The 14,606-nt window shown below is 63.4% G+C and carries 16 protein-coding genes and 1 tRNA gene; 8 read left to right on the forward strand and 9 right to left on the reverse strand.

Translation table 11 applies throughout. From position 1 onward, the window contains the following. Positions 1-59 precede the first annotated feature (59 nt). A complete protein-coding gene (locus ACT54B_RS06745; RefSeq protein ID WP_476043810.1) occupies positions 60-1,424 on the forward strand; it encodes a patatin-like phospholipase family protein in 1,365 nt (454 codons plus the stop codon). 172 nt (positions 1,425-1,596) lie between these two features. Here ACT54B_RS06745 and ACT54B_RS06750 read toward each other — a convergent pair. Then, positions 1,597-1,681, reverse strand: a tRNA-Leu gene (locus tag ACT54B_RS06750). Positions 1,682-1,762: 81 nt separating this feature from the next. Next, the gene (locus ACT54B_RS06755) at positions 1,763-3,196 is read right to left on the reverse strand and encodes a phosphomannomutase (protein WP_476043811.1); all 1,434 of its coding nucleotides are present in this window, start codon (positions 3,194-3,196) and stop codon (positions 1,763-1,765) included. Positions 3,197-3,359: 163 nt separating this feature from the next. Between ACT54B_RS06755 and ACT54B_RS06760 the strand changes: the two genes are divergently transcribed. Next, positions 3,360-3,872 carry a BA14K family protein gene (locus ACT54B_RS06760; protein WP_476043813.1) on the forward strand — a complete coding sequence of 171 codons (513 nt, stop codon included), beginning with the start codon at positions 3,360-3,362 and terminating at the stop codon, positions 3,870-3,872. Here ACT54B_RS06760 and ACT54B_RS06765 read toward each other — a convergent pair. Then, complete coding sequence (locus ACT54B_RS06765; protein WP_476043815.1) at positions 3,863-4,213, reverse strand: Rdx family protein; 351 nt, start codon at positions 4,211-4,213, stop codon at positions 3,863-3,865. The two genes, ACT54B_RS06760 and ACT54B_RS06765, sit on opposite strands and share 10 nt — an antisense overlap. A gap of 116 nt (positions 4,214-4,329) precedes the next feature. Between ACT54B_RS06765 and ACT54B_RS06770 the strand changes: the two genes are divergently transcribed. Both ACT54B_RS06770 and ACT54B_RS06775 read left to right on the forward strand, forming a co-directional pair. Beyond that, a complete protein-coding gene (locus ACT54B_RS06770) occupies positions 4,330-5,031 on the forward strand; it encodes a type 1 glutamine amidotransferase (protein WP_476043816.1) in 702 nt (233 codons plus the stop codon). Positions 5,032-5,102: 71 nt separating this feature from the next. Beyond that, positions 5,103-5,678, forward strand: a complete 576-nt coding sequence (locus tag ACT54B_RS06775; RefSeq protein ID WP_476043818.1) for a LysE family translocator — start codon at positions 5,103-5,105, stop codon at positions 5,676-5,678. A 33-nt stretch (positions 5,679-5,711) separates the two neighbouring features. On the opposite strand, the gene lepA is transcribed toward ACT54B_RS06775, so the two are convergent. Continuing rightward, complete coding sequence (gene lepA / locus ACT54B_RS06780) at positions 5,712-7,538, reverse strand: translation elongation factor 4 (RefSeq protein WP_476043820.1); 1,827 nt, start codon at positions 7,536-7,538, stop codon at positions 5,712-5,714. A 70-nt stretch (positions 7,539-7,608) separates the two neighbouring features. Beyond that, positions 7,609-8,760: an MFS transporter gene (locus ACT54B_RS06785; RefSeq protein WP_476043821.1), complete on the reverse strand. Its 1,152-nt coding sequence runs from the start codon at positions 8,758-8,760 to the stop codon at positions 7,609-7,611. Between the two features lie 145 nt (positions 8,761-8,905). On the opposite strand from ACT54B_RS06785, the gene ACT54B_RS06790 reads away from it, so the two are divergent. The 3 genes from ACT54B_RS06790 to ACT54B_RS06800 all read left to right on the forward strand — a co-directional run bounded on the left by ACT54B_RS06790 (position 8,906) and on the right by ACT54B_RS06800 (position 10,485). Continuing rightward, positions 8,906-9,502, forward strand: a complete 597-nt coding sequence (locus ACT54B_RS06790; RefSeq protein WP_476043823.1) for a helix-turn-helix domain-containing protein — start codon at positions 8,906-8,908, stop codon at positions 9,500-9,502. Beyond that, complete coding sequence (locus ACT54B_RS06795; protein WP_476043825.1) at positions 9,499-10,041, forward strand: N-acetyltransferase family protein; 543 nt, start codon at positions 9,499-9,501, stop codon at positions 10,039-10,041. The genes ACT54B_RS06790 and ACT54B_RS06795 overlap by 4 nt, the downstream gene beginning before the upstream one ends. A gap of 75 nt (positions 10,042-10,116) precedes the next feature. Continuing rightward, complete coding sequence (locus ACT54B_RS06800) at positions 10,117-10,485, forward strand: hypothetical protein (protein ID WP_476043827.1); 369 nt, start codon at positions 10,117-10,119, stop codon at positions 10,483-10,485. Between the two features lie 23 nt (positions 10,486-10,508). Here ACT54B_RS06800 and ACT54B_RS06805 read toward each other — a convergent pair whose 3' ends face one another. Then, positions 10,509-10,988, reverse strand: coding sequence for a group III truncated hemoglobin (locus ACT54B_RS06805; RefSeq protein ID WP_476043829.1), 480 nt, complete (start codon positions 10,986-10,988; stop codon positions 10,509-10,511). After that, complete coding sequence (locus tag ACT54B_RS06810) at positions 10,981-11,811, reverse strand: C40 family peptidase (RefSeq protein WP_476044796.1); 831 nt, start codon at positions 11,809-11,811, stop codon at positions 10,981-10,983. The genes ACT54B_RS06805 and ACT54B_RS06810 overlap by 8 nt, the downstream gene beginning before the upstream one ends. A gap of 129 nt (positions 11,812-11,940) precedes the next feature. Here ACT54B_RS06810 and mbfA point away from each other — a divergent pair, with 129 nt between their 5' ends. After that, a complete protein-coding gene (mbfA, locus tag ACT54B_RS06815; protein WP_476043830.1) occupies positions 11,941-12,924 on the forward strand; it encodes an iron exporter MbfA in 984 nt (327 codons plus the stop codon). A 58-nt stretch (positions 12,925-12,982) separates the two neighbouring features. On the opposite strand, the gene ACT54B_RS06820 is transcribed toward mbfA, so the two are convergent. Both ACT54B_RS06820 and ACT54B_RS06825 read right to left on the reverse strand, forming a co-directional pair. Then, on the reverse strand, positions 12,983-13,597 hold the full coding sequence (locus tag ACT54B_RS06820; RefSeq protein ID WP_476043832.1) for a transglutaminase-like cysteine peptidase: 615 nt from the start codon (positions 13,595-13,597) through the stop codon (positions 12,983-12,985). A 98-nt stretch (positions 13,598-13,695) separates the two neighbouring features. Further along, the gene (locus tag ACT54B_RS06825; RefSeq protein ID WP_476043834.1) at positions 13,696-14,526 is read right to left on the reverse strand and encodes an alpha/beta hydrolase; all 831 of its coding nucleotides are present in this window, start codon (positions 14,524-14,526) and stop codon (positions 13,696-13,698) included. Positions 14,527-14,606: the final 80 nt, after the last annotated feature.

The raw sequence follows: 14,606 nt of genomic DNA on the forward strand, positions 1-14,606 counted from the left end.
CGGATGGTCTCGCCCATTCCGAAGGCAGGCTTCGGTCAGAAGTACGGACGGCGCATGTGATGATCCCCTTTCCCAAGGCTGCACGCGCTGCGGCGATTTTGCTTTGCCTGGCTGCCTGCGTGACGCCCCGTAGCCCTCCCTTGAACAGCCCGCTGCGAACCCTTGCGATCCCCCGGGAGCAAGGACACGCCGCTCTCTCGGACGAGGTCGGGGTGATCGTGCTGTTTTCCGGCGGAGGCGCTCGTTCGGCCGCCTACGGTTTCGGCGTCCTCAAGGCCTTGTCCCGCACAAGGACCGCAAGGGGTCACGCGCTCACGGAAGCGGTGGACGTCGTGGGCGGCGTCTCGGGCGGTGCCGTCCTCGCCGCCTATTTCAGCCTCAAGGGTGCCGGCGGCCTTTCCGGCTTCCGCCGCGACTTCCTGAGGGCCGATCCCGAGCGGGATCTGAGGATGGCGATCAGTCCGGTCAATCTGGTTCGGGGCTATCGGGGCGGGGTGAACGACGTCTCCGGCCTGCCGGCCTGGCTCGACCGGTATCTCTACGGGGGAGCGACGCTGGGCGACCTGCCCGCCAGACCACACCTTCTTCTTCATGCGACCGACCTTTACAACCGGCTTCCGTTTTTCTTCGACAAACGCGGGTTTTCCGCTCTCTGCAGCGATGAACGGCCCTATCCCATTGCCCTTGCGGTCGCGGCTTCGGCGGCGGTGCCCGTGGCTTTCGCGCCCGTGGTCCTGCGCAATTACAGTGCCACGTGCCCCGCCCGGCTGACGGCGCCGGAAAAGCGCCGCGATCCCGGCGCGTCCTTGCTCGAGCAGGAAGTCGACCGCGCCCGGCAGCGCTTCGCCCACGACCCGTCGATCCGCTATCTCAAGCTCTATGATGGCGGGCTGGTGGATGGCACCGGCGCGCTTGCGCTTACGGAAGCGATGCGTCAGCCGGAACCCTATCCCTTGACCGAGGAACGGGCGCGAGACATCCGCCATCTTCTGGTGATCGTCGTCGATGCGTCGACGCGGTGGGGTGGGTCACTCTCCGAAACGGCGGCCTTGCCCACTGCGCCGGATACGCTGGTGGCTGCCGTGGATGCGATGATCAACATTCCCAATATGCAGGGCATCGAACGGCTGGAGCCGGCGCTTTCAGCGTGGGCGAGACGCCTCGCCCGATGGCGGTGTCCGGCAAAGGGCAAGGACGGCTGTACGCCCCCAACCATCGATCTCGTCCGCATCGCGCTGTCCGACAGAGACGATCCCGGCGAACGCACGCGAATCCTCGGCCTGCACAACCGTTTGAGCCTGCAGCCGAAAGACACGCTCTTTCTGGAGACTTTGGCCGGCGCCCAGCTAAGGCTGGACGCCCGCTACCGCGCGTTCCTCCGGCGAACAGGCGCAAGAGAACTGCCGGATGGAGACGAACGGTAGACGACCCCGGCCTGCGCCTATGCCCTGTGGCACGCCACGCCATCGAAGGACGATCGCTTGCCGGGGTCCCCGGGGGCGTGCCCGATGCGCCGAATGAGATCAGGAAAAGCCAACAAAAAACCCCGCCGAAGCGGGGTCTTTGAATGTTCTCGGACGAACCGGAACTTGAAATTGGTGCCCAGAAGAGGACTCGAACCTCCACGCCTCGCGGCACAGGTACCTGAAACCTGCGCGTCTACCAATTCCGCCATCTGGGCGACGAGGAGCGATGTAATTGGGGGGCGCTCCGGTGTCAACCATGAATTTCAAGAAATTGCCAAAAAAGCAAAAAGCCTTGCTTACCCATGGGTTTGACCGAAGTCGCGGATCAGCTGCAGGCCCTGCGCCAGCAGGCTTTTGGCCGCACCTTCATCCGCAGCCTCCACATAACAGCGCATTTCCGGCGCGTTGCCCGATGGGCGGAAATGGATGATCCGGTCATCGGCCAGCGTGACGCGCAGCCCGTCTATATCGCTCACTCGCGCAACGGCACCCAGCGAGGCCACGAATTTTTCGAGAGAGGCCGCCGAGGAGCGGAGCGATGCCATCAGGGCCGCGCTGGTTTCGACCGGAAAATTCTCCAGCCGGTCCGCATCGGCGAAAGGAAGGCGGATGTCGCTGGACAGCGCAGACAGGCTTTTCCCCTGGCGCGCGGCCTCCGAAAGAACCGCCAGCATGGGCAGGAAGCAATCCCGGGTGGGCAAGGCGGAAATCTCCGCTCCGTTTACCACGAAGGCGCTGGCGGTCAGCAGTCCTCCGTTGGCCTCGAAACCCATCACGGCCGATTTTCCCTCCGACAAGGCCCGCGCCATGGCGGCAATGACATAAGGGGAGCCGACCCGGGTGCGGATGGTTTCGAAGGATCCGTTGGCCTCGATACCGGAGTTCGACGTGACCGGCGTCACCACGACCCGGGCCTTGAGGAATTGCGCCGTGATCAGGCCGAGAAGATCGCCCCGCAGCGGCGTGCCTGTCTCGTCCGCGAGAAGCGGGCGGTCCCCGTCGCCGTCGGCGGAGACGATGGCGGACAGGCTGTGCTGTACGGCCCAGTTCCTGAGCTGTGCCAGCGTGTCGGGCGAAACCGCTTCGGTATCCACCGGAATGAACCGGTCGGAACGGCCGAGCAGCACCACGTCGGCACCGAACCCTTGCAGCAGCTCCGCCAGCATGTCGCGTGCAACCGTGCTGTGCTGGTAGACGCCGATCTTCCAGCCGGAGAGGCTGCCTGCGGGCAACAAGCGGCGGTTGCGGTCCATGAAGCGCTCGGCCGTCGCCCGGGCTTCGTCCGCAAAGTCCGTCGGTCGCGCGGCAATCACGGTTTCGTCCGCCTCCGCCCGGGCAGCGAGCGCCACGATGGCCTCTTCGTCCTGCTTGTCGATTTCGCCGTCGGGCCGGTAAAACTTGATACCGTTCCGGTCCGCAGGAATATGGGAGCCGGTTACCATCAGGGCCGGAACACCTTCGGCGATGGCGCGTTCTGCAAGCGCAGGGGTCGGAACGGTGCCGCAATCGATGGGCCGGAAGCCGAGTTTCTCCAGTGCCGCAGCCGCAGTGGCGGCAATTTCAGGACTGGAGGGGCGATAATCCCGCCCGATGAGAACGCAGGCGCCCGTCTTCGCCGCACCGGATGTCAGCATGTGGCGGCCGAAAGCGGTGGCGTAGACGGCCGATGGTCTTCCCGCAAGATCGACGGAAAGTCCGCGCAAGCCGCTGGTGCCGAATTTCAGGCTCATGATCCACCTCGTTTCCCGATGTCGCCCGTTATATAAGGATGCGCCGCTTTATAGAGCGTGAATAGCAGTTGCCATCCGCCGGCATTTAGTGATTCATTAAAACCGATGTCATGCTACATCAGGGGCGGCGAGAGGAAACGAACCATAGAAGGAACAACCACTCATGCTTCTTCGCAAGAAGGCCCTACTGGCATTGGTGCTCGGCACCAGCATTCTGACGGACGCCGCCTTGGCGATGCCGTTGGGGCGTGCCATCGCGGGCGGCGATTCCCTGATCGTGCGGACGGGCGGCATCGTCTGCGATGTCGATGGCTGCCAGACCTATGACAACAACACCAATTCCGAAGTGTTTGTGGAGCCGCCGCCGCCGCGCCGGCGCCCACCGCCGCCGCCCCCGGTTTATGACGACAATGACGACGACTATCCCTATGACGATCCGACCATCGTGGTCCGACCCCGGGTAGAGCGCCGCATCTTCGTCGAGCCGCCTCCGCCTCCGCGGGTGAACCGCCGGATCTACATCGATCCCGCTCCGGATTATCCGGAACCGGTTCGCGTTCTGTCCCGCGCCCATGTGCGCTGGTGCCTGCAACGGTATCGGTCCTACAATCCGAGAACCGATCTCTATCTGGCGCGCCGCAACGTCTATCGCCGTTGCATATCGCCCTATAGCTGATCCCGTCGATCCGTCGGACCCGCCGTTACTGCGGGTCCGATTCCTCTTTTTGAAGCCCGGTCCGTATGGCCGAGATCCCGCTCCGGTTCGATCACGTCGCGGATGCGCTGCTTCAGTTCCTTGGGTCCGGGAAAACCGCCGTCCCGCTTCCGCTCCCAGACCAGATCCTCATTGACGCGGATCTCGAAATTGCCGCCGGTCCCCGGCATTAGCGTGACGCCGGCCAGGCTGTCTGAAAAGGTCTGCAGCAATTCCTGAGCCATCCAGGCAGCCCGCAGAAGCCAGTTGCACTGGGTGCAATAGAGAATGGTGATACGGGCCTTTTCCGATGTGTCCTGCATGCTTGCTCGTCCTCGCTCTGTCTCATGGACGCTCCCTCATCCTCATAGCTTGAGTTCGACCGGCAGGCATGATCATGTGCAGTCCTTGTCGATCATAGCCGGGAATCATCTGAAGAATGCGCGTCGCCGTCGTCGAGAATACCGTCATTTCCCATCTTGGTCAGGTGGGGGTCGCTCTGGAGGAAGCCGGGGCCGAGATCGTCGTTTACCGGCCCTTCCGGGGAGAGGCGCTGCCCGATATGTCGCGCTATCACGGTCTGGTGGTTCTGGGTGGCGAGCAAAGTGCGATCGATGACGATCTGCATCCCTATCTTCCGCACCTGGCCGCGCGCATGCGGGACGCGGCAGAGGCCGGCAAGGCGGTTCTTGGCATCTGTCTCGGCAGCCAGATCCTCGCCCGGGCCTTTGGCGGACAAAATCTTCTCGGCAAGACCCGTGAATTCGGCTGGCACCGCATTCATCATACGGCCGAAGGCAGGGCGGACCCGGTGCTCTCGGCGGTGGAAGAAGAGTTCCCCATCTTCCAGTGGCACAGCGATACCTTCACGCTCCCGGAGGGCGCCGTCCGGTTGGCGGAGAATACCGCTGTGGCCAACCAGGCCTTCCGTGTGGGCCGGGCCGCCTACGGGACCCAGTTCCATTTCGAGGCCAGCACCCCCGTCGTCGAGGAATGGACCGAAAAATTCGGCCACCTCATCGAGGCGATGCAGCCGGGCTGGATGACCACCTATCTCGAGCAGGCGATGCAAGACGGTGCAAGGGCGGATGCTGCCGGGCTCGCCATTGCGCGCGCCTGGGTAAAGCAGATCGAGGTTTGACCCTGGTCAATTCGCCTGGCCCGTTTCGCAGCTAGGAAAGGCGTCCGCCCAATCCGTGAGAATGCTTCGCCGTGTCACCTGCCAATTTCGCCCTGGCTCTCAGCCTGCTGCTGATCACCCCCGGTCCAACCAACACGCTGCTGGCCATGGCCGGCGCTGACGGGAAACGGCGGATCGGCTTCTGCTGCCTTGCCGCTGAGCTGGCAGGCTATATGACCAGTATTCTCCCGGTGCATTTCCTGGCCGCTCCCCTCCTGGAACGACACCCGGACCTTGCCCGAGCCGTCACCGCTGCAGCCGCCCTTTGGGTGCTTGCGCTGTCGGTCCGTTTATGGGGAAAGGCGCTGGTGCCCGATGCGCGAGGCTCGGTCAGTCCGCGATTGGTTTTCGTCACCACACTGCTCAATCCGAAGGGGCTGGTGATCGCGCTTGCCTTGTTGCCGCAAGAGGCGGGGCCGGAGCTGATCGTCTGTCTCGGCCTGCTGCTTCTCATCATTCCGGCGATTGCGATGCTCTGGCTCGCCTTCGGAGCCACCGTGGTGCGGCGGCTTTCCGCTCGCCACCCGCTGCTCGTCATGCGCACGGCGTCGAGCGCACTCGCTTTCTTCGCGGCAGGTCTGGCTATCCGGGCCGCCGGCCTGCTCTAGGTCCGGCGCGCCCCGAGCAGGCGGGAAGGGGGCTTATTCGTCGTTCATCTTCAGGGCGGCGATGAAGGCTTCCTGCGGAATCTCCACCTTGCCGAACTGGCGCATGCGCTTCTTGCCTTCCTTCTGCTTGTCCAGCAGCTTGCGCTTGCGGGTGGCGTCGCCGCCGTAGCACTTCGCCGTCACGTCCTTGCGCAGCGCGCGCACCGTTTCGCGGGCGATGATCTTGCCGCCGATGGCCGCCTGGATCGGGATCTGGAACATGTGCGGCGGAATGAGTTCCTTCAGCTTCTCGCACATGGAGCGGCCGCGCCGGTCGGCCGCGGACCGGTGCACCAGCATGGAGAGCGCATCGACGGGATCGCCGTTGACGAGGATGGACATCTTCACGAGGTCGCCCTCCCGATAGTCGATGATGTGATAGTCGAAGGAGGCGTAGCCCTTCGAAATCGACTTCAGGCGGTCGTAGAAATCGAACACCACTTCGTTGAGCGGCAGTTCATAGGTCAGCATGGCGCGGCTGCCCACATAGGTCAGCTCGGTCTGCAGGCCGCGCCGGTCCTGACAGAGCTTCAGGATGCCGCCGAGATACTCGTCCGGCGTCATGATCGTCGCCTTGATCCACGGTTCGCGGATGTGGTCGATCTTCACCACGTCGGGCATGTCGACCGGGTTGTGCAGCTCCCGCTCGGTGCCGTCGGTCATGGCGATTTCGTAGACGACCGAAGGCGCGGTGGCGACGAGGTCGAGATTGAATTCGCGCTCCAGCCGCTCCTGGATGATTTCGAGGTGCAGGAGGCCGAGGAAGCCGCAGCGGAAGCCGAAGCCGAGCGCCGCCGAGCTTTCCATCTCGAAGGAGAAGGAGGCGTCGTTGAGACGCAGCTTGCCCATGGCCGCGCGCAGATCCTCGAAATCCGCCGCATCGACGGGGAAGAGGCCGCAGAACACCACCGGCTGGGCCGGCTTGAAGCCCGGCAGGGCGGAGGCTGTCGGGCGGCGGTCGTCGGTGATGGTATCGCCGACGCGCGTATCGGCCACTTCCTTGATCGAGGCGGTGATGAAACCGATCTCGCCGGGGCCGAGGCTGTCCACATTGACCATCTTGGGCGTCAGCACGCCAACGCGCTCGACGGAATATTTCGCGCCCGTTCCCATCATGCGGATGGACTGGCCCTTGGTCAGCACGCCGTCGATGATGCGCACCAGCACCATGACGCCGAGATAGGTATCGTACCAGCTGTCGACGAGCAGCGCCTTCAGCGGCGCGCTTTCGCCACCCGGGCTCTTCGGCGCCGGCAGCTTCTCCACGATGGCTTCGAGCACGTCGGGAATGCCGAGGCCCGTCTTGGCCGAGATCATCACCGCTTCGGAAGCGTCGATGCCGATCACTTCCTCGATCTGTTCCTTGATCCGCTCCGGCTCGGCCGCAGGCAGGTCGATCTTGTTGAGCACGGTCACCAGTTCATGGTTGTTGTCGATCGCCTGATAGACGTTGGCGAGCGTCTGGGCTTCCACGCCCTGGCTGGCATCCACGACCAGCAGCGATCCCTCGCAGGCCGACAGCGAGCGCGAGACTTCGTAGGCAAAGTCCACGTGGCCGGGCGTATCGATGAGGTTCAGGATATAGGTCTCGCCGTTCTTGGCCTGGTAGTGCAGGCGCACGGTCTGGGCCTTGATGGTGATCCCGCGTTCCTTCTCGATTTCCATATTGTCGAGAACCTGTTCCGACATCTCGCGCGCGGCAAGGCCGCCGCAGGTCTGGATCAGGCGATCGGCCAGCGTCGACTTGCCGTGGTCGATATGGGCCACGATCGAGAAGTTGCGGATATGGTCGAGGGGGGTGCGGGTCGGATTGGTGCTCATGGGCCCGGCATATACCAGTGGCCGGGCCGGGCGCAAAGCTAAAAAGCGGCCTATTTCTCGTGTCGGGATGCTATTTGCGCACCGCAATACGGCTCAGGACGAAGAGCGCATAGGCCAAAGCCAGGATCAGGATCGCATAGATGAAGGTCTGCGGCCCGAAGCGGGGGGTGATCGCTGTAATCAGCAGCGGCACCAGCGTGGCCCCGGCGGACCAGGCGACCAGCAGGGCGGAGGAGAGCGGAACGAAATTCTCCGGCGCCGCCCGGTCATTGGCATGGGCATTGGCGAGGGAGTAGATGCTCTCGATGGCGCCGGCAAAGACGGCGAAGACGACCATCAGCAGGCCCAGCCGGCCGAAGTCCATGGTCAGGGCCGCCAGCCCCGCGAGGAAGATCAGGCCGCAGGTAAGGAGGATCACCGTTCGCCGGTCCATCCGGTCGGAGAGCATGCCGATCGGATATTGCACGAAGAGAAGGCCGGTCTGCATCACCAGCGAGAGCATGGCCACGTCGGATTGCGAGATCTTCGCCCCGGTCGCATAGATTGGCGTGAAACCCTGCACCGCCATGGAAATGCCGCCGGCCGTCAGCACGCCGATCACGCCCACCGGCGAGATCCGCCACGCCAGCGGCACGGCCTTCACCATGGAAAGGGCCGGCGGCAGGGGAGGCGGGGGCAGGCGCGTGAGGCCGATGGGCAGAACGGCGATGGCGGTGAGAAGGATGGTGGTCAACGGCCCCAGATTGCCGTCGGCGGGCAGCTGGCCGAAAATGAAGGATCCCGCCCCGAAGCAGAGAATATAGGCCATGTAGAAGAAGGACAGCGCCCGCCCGCGCCAGGAATTGCTGGCGGCGTGGTTGATCCAGCTTTGCGCGATGATGAAATTGATGTTCGAGGCAAGCCCGTAAAGACCGCGCGCCAGCACCCACAACACCGGATAGAACCCCACCGCAATCATCAACGCGGCCACGATGACCAGGGCCAGCGACACGGGAAACAGCCGCGCATGGCCGACCCGGCGGATGAGGGGCCCGGCCAGCACGCAGCCGGCGAGGCCGCCGAAAGCAACCGCCGTCACGGCCGCGCCCGCAAACCAGGGCTCCGCCTGTCGCGTGCCCAGCACGTAGGGCACATAGGTGAAAAGCAGACCGTTGCCCGCGGCCACCAGCATCATGGTGACGATCAGGCTGACGATCGCAAACGGGGAACTGTCTTTCACCATGGGGAAGGGCGCCTTGAGGTCAGCGAGGGAGGAACGCAAGCTGTAGCGGTTGGCTGAATTCGATGGCAAGTGCGGAAAATGACACCGGGCCACAAAATATTCGCGGCCTCTTGTGTTGTGTCGCGTTTTGCGGAATTCTACGATAATGGAAAACGAAGATCATATAGTTGACGACTTCGCGGCGAGACGGCTGCGGCACCTGCGGCGGCAGGCGGGCCTTACCCTCGACGGGCTCGCGCGCGCCTCCGGTGTCAGCCGCGCCATGATCTCGCGCATCGAGAGGGCCGAGGCAAGCCCCACGGCCGTGCTTCTCGCGCGCCTCAGCACCGCGCTTGGCCATTCCCTGTCTTCCTTTTTTGAGGCTGAGGAAGCCAAGCCTTCGCCGCTTGCCCGGAATGACACGCAGCATATCTGGACCGATCCGGAAACGGGTTATGTCCGCCGCGCGGTGTCGCCTCCCGGCACGATGTCGCCGATCGATCTGGTGGACGTGAATTTGCCGTCCGGAAAGGCCGTGCGCTTTCCACCCCAGGCCTCTTCGGCAGGCATCATGCAGCATGTCTGGGTCATCGAGGGCAGCCTCGTGATGCAGGTGGCCGGGGATCGCTTCCCGCTTGGAGCCGGCGATTGCCTCTATCACGATATCGGCCGTGGCCACACATTCGAAAACGAAAGCGGGAGTCCGGTGCGCTACCTCGTGGCGCTGGAACATGGCCGGCGTCGCGGAAAGGGACTGGAATGATCATCCGCCAACTCGAAGGAAAAGCCGCACGGGCGGCGATCGATGGCCTCTCTGCCGTTCTGGTCGATTGTGTGGAGGGCGGCGCCTCGGTCGGCTTCATGTCGCCCTTCGGCATGGAGGAGGCCGCGGCCTACTGGAACGGTGTCTTTCCGGCAGTCGAGGCCGGCGGAAGCTTGCTCTTCGTGGCGGAAGACGCGGATGGCCGAATTGTCGGAACCGTTCAGGTCGGCATCCAGCAATTTCCGAACCAGCCCCACCGGGGCGATCTGAAAAAACTGCTGGTCTGCGAGGCGGCGCGGGGACAGGGGGTCGCCCGCCGTCTGATGGAGGCTGCCGAGCGGGAGGCCCTGCGTCACGGCCGTGCATTGCTGGTGCTGGATACGGCCACCGGCAGTCCCGCCGAGGAGGTCTATCGCAGGCTCGGCTGGTCCACAGCCGGCACGGTGCCAAACTATGCGCTCTTTCCCGATGGCCGCTATTGCGGTTCCACATTCTATTACAAGCAGCTCGGTCCGCTGCCCGACTGGGCACAAAAATGATCGCTCAAAGCGCGTTTCGCTCGCTTCCGGCAGCTCGGCCGTCATGGTAGGTCTTGCCGAAAAAGGAGGGAAACCATGAAAAGTGCTTTTCGGACCATCACCGCCGGGCTGCTTGCGGTCGTCGGCATCGCATCCGCCGCGCTCGCGGATGACGTGACCTTCATCATGCGCAACAGCCATCCCAACGCCGTCGAGGTCGAGCTTTACAGCCAGGATCGCGAGCATGTCTGGCCGGGCGGCAACGAGGTCTATTATCTGGACGATGGGGAAACCAAGGAAATCCCGCTCTCCTGTGAAGGCGGCGAGAAAATCTGCTACGGGGCTTGGGTCGCCGGCGACAAGGGAACCTATTGGGGCACAGGCCCCGACAATGGCGAGCGCTGCGAGGACTGCTGCTACACCTGCACCGGCGGCCAGACCGAGGAAATCAACCTCACCGAATAGGCTATCGATGGGCAAGCGATCGTTCAATCCCGGGGCGTGTCCGCACGCCCCGCAGGATCATCCATAGCCGGATTGTAAAAGAGCGCGAGAAACAGGCTCTTGGCAATGCGCTCCGCCGTCTGCATGAACCAGACACGTGCTTCCGCTTCCGGATAGATCTCCAGGAGAGTGTCTCCGAAAAGCGCAAGCCAGTCCGCAAAGAGCGGCTCCCGCATACCCTCGACCGTCAGATGCGCCTGTACGGGTTTGCCGCCATAGGCACCGTTCTTGAACGCAATGGCCGACCAGAAGCGCTTCATCTTCGCGAGGTGGTCGTCCCAGCGGCCGGAAAGGCGCGCCTCGAAGACCGGGCCGAGGGTAGGGTGGCGGGCAATGCGTCCGTAGAAGGTCTCTACCAGCCGGTTGATGGAGGCCTGGTCGATACCGATCGCGGCCATGTCCGCGATGGCCCGACGGCTGATCGATTCCACATGGGCCGCCCGCGCGGACAATTCCTCAGTCATGGCTCTCGCTTTCCTTGCTGTCGACGGCGGCTTCCCATGTCAGCCGCTTGTAGTCAAACCCGTATTCGAGGGTAGGCTTGACCACCCGGAAATAGGGAGAAAGGTCGAAATCCCGGGGCGTGAAGAGCGAGTGATGGCGGATATGCAGGATTTCGTCCCGGGAATAGCGCGATACGGCCCGCGCATGGCCCGGCACGGCCTCCGTATCGGCGAGGATTGGATAGCGAATGGATTCAAAGGCTTGGGCAATCAGCGTCGAACAGATCGCCCGGGTCGGATCGCCCGATCCGAAGGCGATCATGCGCCGCCGCCAGCGCACCGGCACCGGTGGCGTCGGCAGGAAATAGCGCAGCATGTCGAAGATGTTCTTGAGATCGTAGCGCAGCCCCAGCCGCGACACCATGAAGCGGACGAGCGCTTCTCTGTCCTGCGCGGTCAGGCCGACCGGCCGGCAGATACGCGTGTTGTAGGTCGCATATTTCCCGAGCGCTGCCGTCACGCATCCTTCGCCGAGATTGACCTCGATCAGCTGCGGCCGCTCCAGCACGGGCAGCGCCGCCTCCTCTTCGGAAAGCGGCAGCTGCGCGCCGACGAACATGGCGGCATGCGACCAGGTGGACTGGGTCAGATACTTGATCGCGGAGGAGATCTTCGCATTACCCTCGACCAGCAGGATATCGCCCGGCTCAAGCACCCGCCCCAGCGTATCGGGATCGGAGGGCGTATAGGGCTGATAGCCGGAGGTCTTCTGCTCCAGCAGCGCGGCCATGAAGCGCCCGAGCTTGTCCAGCCAAGTGTCCGGGCTCTGCGAGGGACCTGTCATCATACTGTTCTCTTGCGGCGTGAGGGCGATTTGCCTGCGGACAAGAATGGGGGCAGCGAACCGAGGTTTCAACTCTTGACGCTGGCTTCGGTGAGGAATAGTTTAGAATAATTCTAAAAGGATCCTCCCATGCTCGGCAAATTCTTTCCCACCGGTCGCAAGTCCTTCGATTCTCTCAGCGAACAGGAAATGCTCGCGCTGGCCATTTCCTCGGAAGAGGACGACGCCCGCATCTACATGGCCTTCGCCCAGCGCCTGAAGCCGGATTATCCCCAGAGCGCCAAGGTCTTCGAGGACATGGCGGAGGTGGAGAGCACCCACCGCGCCATGTTGATCGACATGCATCGCCGGCGTTTCGGTGAGGTGATTCCCCTGATCCGGCGGGCCCATGTCAGCGGTTTCATCGAGCGCAAGCCGGATTGGCTGCGGTCGAACCTCACGCTCGATCAGATCCGCAGCGAAGCCGAATCCATGGAAGGCGAAGCGCACCGCTTCTATCTCGCGGCTGCGGAACGCACCTCGGATGCCTCCACGCGCAAACTTCTCGGTGAGCTGGCGCTGGCCGAACAGGGCCATGAGGATACGGCCCGCATGCTGGAAGAACGGCATGTGCCGGAGGAAGTGCGGAGCGAGGAAAATGCCGAGGCGCACCGCCAGTTCGTGCTGACCTATGTTCAGCCGGGCCTCGCCGGGCTGATGGATGGTTCGGTCTCGACGCTGGCGCCGATCTTCGCGGCCGCCTTCGCGACCCAGGATACCTGGCAGACCTTCCTGGTCGGCCTTTCGGCGGCGGTGGGCGCCGGCATTTCCATGGGCTTTACGGAAGCGGCCCACGATGACGGCAAGATTTCCGGTCGCGGATCGCCGCTGAAGCGGGGCCTTGCCTCCGGCATCATGACGGCCATCGGCGGCCTCGGCCATGCGCTCCCCTATCTCATCCCGCATTTCTGGACCGCGACGGCCGTCGCTGTCGCCATCGTCTTCGTCGAGCTGTGGGCCATCGCCTTCATCCAGAACAAATATATGGAGACGCCGTTCCTCAAGGCCGCCATGCAGGTGGTTCTGGGCGGCTCGCTGGTGCTGGCGGCCGGTATTCTGATCGGCAACAGTTGAGACCAACGAAAAAGGGCCGCATCTTGCGGCCCTTTCAATATCCGGAACACGACAGTGCTTACTGCAGCGCGCCCACCAGCACGTCGGCACCGTTCTCGATGGAGACCCAGCGGCCGGAATCGAACGTCGCCTGACGCTTCAGATAGGTATAGGGCGTGCGGTACCAGGGCTTGACCTCGTTCTCGAGATTGTCGAGCACGAAATCGCCGCTGGCGGTGCGCAGGGTCAGCACCGCATGGCCTTCGCCATCCGGCTTGCGTACGACGGTGATCAGAAGCGCCGATTCCGGGAAGCCCTTGTCCATCAGGATCTTGCGCTTGGCGAGAACGAAATCCTCGCAATCGCCCGCATTGACCGGATAGGCCCAGACTTCGTCGCGACCGAAGAGTTCCTGATCGGTGACGGGGGTGATTTCCGTATTCACGGCCAGGTTGACCGAGCGCACCATCGCCCAGCCCGCATCCGTCACCCGCGGCGCAGACAGATTGGTCTTGATCGCATGGCATTCGGCGGGGTTGGCACGGCAGAATTCGTAATGGCCGATCGGCTGGGAGGTGACGCCCCCGGTGATCATCGCAACCATGGCATTCGGCGAAGGCGTGGCGGCCGAAGCCGTGGCGCTGACTGCGAGCAACGCTCCGATGAAGGAAATAAGCTTTTTACGCGTAATCATACCGGTGCCTCGCAAAACCTTAACAAAGAATTAAGGGCGTGCGAGGTGAGGAGTCAATCTGTTAGGGTTCTGTTAACCATATCCCTTCGCAATTATGGTTAAGATGCATCATAGCGGGTGACGCCGACCAGCTCGGAAATCGCGGAAATCATCCGGTCTAGATCCTGCGGGCGCGAGAGCCGGTGATCTCCGTCGCGGATCAGGGTCAGCACGGTATCGTCGGCGGGAAGGTGGTCGAGCAGCTTCAGCGCATGGGCGAAGGGCACGTCCGGGTCACGCATGCCCTGCAGGATATGGACAGGGCAGCCGGTTTCGATCACCCCCTTGAGCACCCGGTTTTCCCGCCCGTCCTCGATCAGTGCGCGCGTGAAGATGTTCGGTTCGGAACTGTATTCGGAGGGCTCGTCGAAATAGCCACGCTCTTCAAGCGACTGTCGCTGCCCATCGGTCAGATGCGGTTCGATGAGTTCGCTGGTGAAGTCGGGGGCCGGGGCGATCAGAACCATGCCCTTGAGCGCCGGGCCTCGTCTTTCCGGGTCGCGCGCGCGCTTCTTCAGTTCCTCGGCAAGGCGGAGTGCGATCCAGCCTCCCATGGAGGAGCCGATCAGCACCAGTTCCTCCGGTGCGATATGATCGATGACGGCAAGCGCCTCCGTAAGCCAGCGGCTGATCGTGCCGCGCACGAATGCGCCTCCCGATTCTCCGTGCCCCGAATAGTCGAATCTGATGCAGGCAATGCCGAGCTTTTCCGCAAGCTGGTCCGCGGCCACGGCTTTCGACCCCTGCATGTCCGACCGGTAGCCGGAAAGCCACAGAAGCGTCGGTTCGCGGCTGTTGCGGGTCGCGGGCCGGTAACGGATGGCAATGGGCCGGAGGGCGTCGCCCGCTCCCACCTCGATGAACTCCGCATTCGTCGTTTCGCCTGTCATTCCTGTCTCCGCTCGCATCGCCGCATCCGACGTGTTTTCCGCATTCTTCCGCTTTTGGCAATGTTGAAGCGAGCCGAATA

The organism is Gellertiella sp. DMC107 (assembly GCF_056313605.1).

Coding starts and splice junctions, on each gene's coding strand:
- ACT54B_RS06770 (WP_476043816.1), top strand. CDS start 4,330: ATGCGCGTCGCCGTCGTCGAGAATACCGTCATTTCCCATCTTGGTCAG.
- ACT54B_RS06760 (WP_476043813.1), top strand. CDS start 3,360: ATGCTTCTTCGCAAGAAGGCCCTACTGGCATTGGTGCTCGGCACCAGC.
- ACT54B_RS06800 (WP_476043827.1), top strand. CDS start 10,117: ATGAAAAGTGCTTTTCGGACCATCACCGCCGGGCTGCTTGCGGTCGTC.
- ACT54B_RS06785 (WP_476043821.1), bottom strand. CDS start 8,760: ATGGTGAAAGACAGTTCCCCGTTTGCGATCGTCAGCCTGATCGTCACC.
- ACT54B_RS06810 (WP_476044796.1), bottom strand. CDS start 11,811: ATGACAGGTCCCTCGCAGAGCCCGGACACTTGGCTGGACAAGCTCGGG.
- ACT54B_RS06820 (WP_476043832.1), bottom strand. CDS start 13,597: ATGATTACGCGTAAAAAGCTTATTTCCTTCATCGGAGCGTTGCTCGCA.
- ACT54B_RS06755 (WP_476043811.1), bottom strand. CDS start 3,196: ATGAGCCTGAAATTCGGCACCAGCGGCTTGCGCGGACTTTCCGTCGAT.
- ACT54B_RS06790 (WP_476043823.1), top strand. CDS start 8,906: ATGGAAAACGAAGATCATATAGTTGACGACTTCGCGGCGAGACGGCTG.
- mbfA (WP_476043830.1), top strand. CDS start 11,941: ATGCTCGGCAAATTCTTTCCCACCGGTCGCAAGTCCTTCGATTCTCTC.
- ACT54B_RS06745 (WP_476043810.1), top strand. CDS start 60: ATGATCCCCTTTCCCAAGGCTGCACGCGCTGCGGCGATTTTGCTTTGC.
- ACT54B_RS06805 (WP_476043829.1), bottom strand. CDS start 10,988: ATGACTGAGGAATTGTCCGCGCGGGCGGCCCATGTGGAATCGATCAGC.
- ACT54B_RS06795 (WP_476043825.1), top strand. CDS start 9,499: ATGATCATCCGCCAACTCGAAGGAAAAGCCGCACGGGCGGCGATCGAT.
- lepA (WP_476043820.1), bottom strand. CDS start 7,538: ATGAGCACCAATCCGACCCGCACCCCCCTCGACCATATCCGCAACTTC.
- ACT54B_RS06765 (WP_476043815.1), bottom strand. CDS start 4,213: ATGCAGGACACATCGGAAAAGGCCCGTATCACCATTCTCTATTGCACC.
- ACT54B_RS06825 (WP_476043834.1), bottom strand. CDS start 14,526: ATGACAGGCGAAACGACGAATGCGGAGTTCATCGAGGTGGGAGCGGGC.